The organism is Moorena sp. SIO1F2, from assembly GCF_010672755.1.
In the GTDB taxonomy this organism is placed as follows: domain Bacteria; phylum Cyanobacteriota; class Cyanobacteriia; order Cyanobacteriales; family Coleofasciculaceae; genus Moorena.
On sequence record NZ_JAAHFV010000529.1, the window covers coordinates 1 to 3188 of the forward strand.

The window sequence follows — 3188 nt, forward strand, 5'->3', positions numbered from 1 at the left end:
CCGTAGCCTGCGCGTAGCGGATATGCTTACCATCATTGTTAACGTTAAGTGCCCACAGCCTTAGCAACCGAGGAGTTTTTTAAGACGAAATATTATGGCGAGATTTGAATTTGAAGACCCCCGCTTTACTCTAAATACTTTTCAAGTTAGTAATAATAACGATGCTTCAAATAATAATGTGATCGATTTCCCTAACGGTAATAGCACTGGCACTGCTACTACAACCTTTGATCTGCCCAGTGGCACTTACGAGGTTGTCCTGAGGGTTGCTGATGAGACAGACGGGAATAGCACAGTCGGTGTCACCATTGGTGATCAGACATTTCCATTCACTCTCGATGATCCCAATTCTGGTGCTGGTATTTTTGCTGATGCTGATTCGTTCAAGGAGCTGACCGTTAGCAATAGCATATTTATTTCCGAGGGGACTCAAATCACCATTAGTGGGGACAGTGACGGTAATGAACGTGTTCGACTTGACTATATTGACTTCAACCTGATTAATGAAGCTCCTGTTGCAGTAGATGACACTGTTAGTAATGATGGCAATCCCGAAGTTACCATTAATGTCTTAGCTAATGACACTGATACTGAGGGTGATGCCCTGACTGTAACCATTGAAGCGCAGCAATTTAATGGCACAGCAGTAGTCAATCAAGATAACACCATTACCTACACTCCTAATGATGGTTTCACTGGGACTGATACCTTCACCTACCAGGTCAGTGATGGTGTCAATGAAGTCACAGCTACCGTTAACGTTGATGTCACTGCTGTTAATCAACCTCCAGTAGCCACAGACGATACTGCAAGCACTGAGTTAAACACTGCAGTTGATATCAATGTCCTAGCTAATGACACTGATGCTGAAGATGATGCCTTGACTGTGGTCATTGACCAGCAGGGCGCTAATGGTACGGCAGAAGTCAATCAAGATGGTACCATTACCTATACGCCAAATGCGGACTTCACTGGCACTGATAGCTTCACCTATCAGATAGATGATGGCACCAATGATCCAGTCACAGCTACCGTTAACGTTGATGTTACTGCTGCTAATGAAGCTCCAGTAGCAGCAGACGACACTGCTACCACTGCGCCAAACACTGCAGTTGATATCAATGTCCTAGCTAATGACTCTGATCCTGAAGGGGATGCTCTGACTGTAACCCTTGACCAGCAGAGTGCTAATGGTACGGCAGAAGTCAATCAAGATGGTACCATTACCTATACGCCAAATGCGGACTTCACTGGCCCTGATAGCTTCACCTACCAGATAGATGATGGCATCAATGATCCAGTCACAGCTACCGTTAACGTTAATGTCACTGCTGCTAATCAAGCTCCAGTAGTGACAGGCGGTAACAATACTGCTACCACTGAGCCAAACACTGAAGTTACCATTGATGTTCTAGCTAATTACTCTGATCCTGATGGAGATCCGCTAACCTTTACCATTGTCACGGATCCAACCAACGGTACGGCAGCAGTCAATGATAATGGCACTCCGGATAATGGCACAGATGACTTTATTATCTATACGCCCAATGCCGACTTCACTGGGACTGATAGCTTAACTGTCGAGGTAAGCGATGGCAATGGCGGTAGTAGCACAGCCACTATTGACATCACCATTGAAGATACTACCACTACTCCTGTCGGTCCGGTATCCTCGACTCTGACTCAGAATGCCAATAATACTTTCACGATTACCGGCGACACGGCTGGAACATCCCAACTCCAATTCACTCTTACAGGTCGCGAGGCTGGTGAGGTTAGTGAAATTGGAGTATTTGCTGTTGATAGTGCCGAAGGTACAATCAATGGCATTGCCCCTGGTCAGAGTGGTTATGTACAAGCTGCTCTATCTCAGGCTAAGACAATTTTCTCTGTTCTCCCTGACGGTTTAGGTAGTGCTCAACCCACCCGCATCATCGACAATTTTGACGTCAACGATAACCTGGTATTCTACGTAATCCAAGGTGGCTCTAAAGATGGGGTGCTAGGGGGACAGGATCCTACCTCCAACGTATTCTTTAGTGGTGCTTCATTTAATAGCGATGGTCAGAACCATGTACAGGTCACTGACAATGGCAATGGTTCGTTAACCTTGGGCTTTGAAGATGGCAATGACTTCGACTACAATGATGCCACTGTAGTTGTCTCAGACGGTTCAGGTTCGACTCCGCCAGTGGGAGTAGGCACTACCCAGATTCAAGGGCAACGGGAACTGCTGGATTTGAGGGACGTGACTGGTACAGTTACTGGTAGTCTTGTGGTCAACAGTGAAGCTGAATTCAATAATACCGTTGGCTGGTATCGGATTGATGATGAAAGTGGCACAGTTAACGGTATTAGTGTTGGTAATGCTGGTTATGCACAAGCTGCACTATCCAATCGGGTAGACTTAAGTGCTGGAGTATCCGGTGGGGTAATACTGGCTCCATTCCTGATTTCCGATGGTACAGTAGCGGAGTTCCTAGCTGATAATCCTTCTAATGCAGATCAAGAGGATTCCGACCTGAATGCCTTCTTTGCTTTCGTGGGGGCTAACCCAGATGGAGTTGACCACCTTCGCCTGCTAGGGGATAACACCTTTGGTTTCGAGGATCTGTTTGGTGGTGGTGACCAAGACTACAACGATGTGGTAGCACAGGTTAACTTAACTGTTGTCTAAGTATTGCCTAAGTAGAGTGCGTTAGTAACGCACCCTACAATTACTCCTACAATTACTCAAGCAGATATAGCTTACAAGCCTCAGGATCAGCTGAGGTTTTTTTTGTTTCATCCCAGATTTTCACTGTTAAAATTAAAAAGCAAATAGCACTATAGCAATTGCAATCCTATCTATATGAACTCCTATCGTCGATTTAACCTAACCTTGGCAGCAGTTACCTTTCCCAGTTTATTTGGGTTTGGCTTATTGAACGCTGCTGTTGACCCTTACGGAGTTATAAATAGCCCAGAGTTACCCGGTCTAAATCAGTTAAAACCTGAACAATTTAACCATGTTAGACTATTCAAGGCTATAGATGTTATTCGTAATGAACCCAAAATCGTTTTGTTAGGTTCATCACGAACTGACCTGGGACTTAACCCAAACCACCCAGGACTGGAACCAGGAAAGTCCGGATACAATTTGGCACTAGTTGGTCAAAATAACGTTTAACTTCATACATATTTGGACA

General features: G+C 45.1%; 2 protein-coding genes. Both read left to right on the forward strand.

Features of this window, described 5'->3' with window-relative positions:
• Positions 1–94 precede the first annotated feature (94 nt).
• Positions 95–2677: an Ig-like domain-containing protein gene (locus F6J94_RS32215; protein WP_293047677.1), complete on the forward strand. Its 2583-nt coding sequence runs from the start codon at positions 95–97 to the stop codon at positions 2675–2677.
• A gap of 174 nt (positions 2678–2851) precedes the next feature.
• Positions 2852–3169: a hypothetical protein gene (locus F6J94_RS32220; RefSeq protein ID WP_293047679.1), complete on the forward strand. Its 318-nt coding sequence runs from the start codon at positions 2852–2854 to the stop codon at positions 3167–3169.
• Positions 3170–3188: the final 19 nt, after the last annotated feature.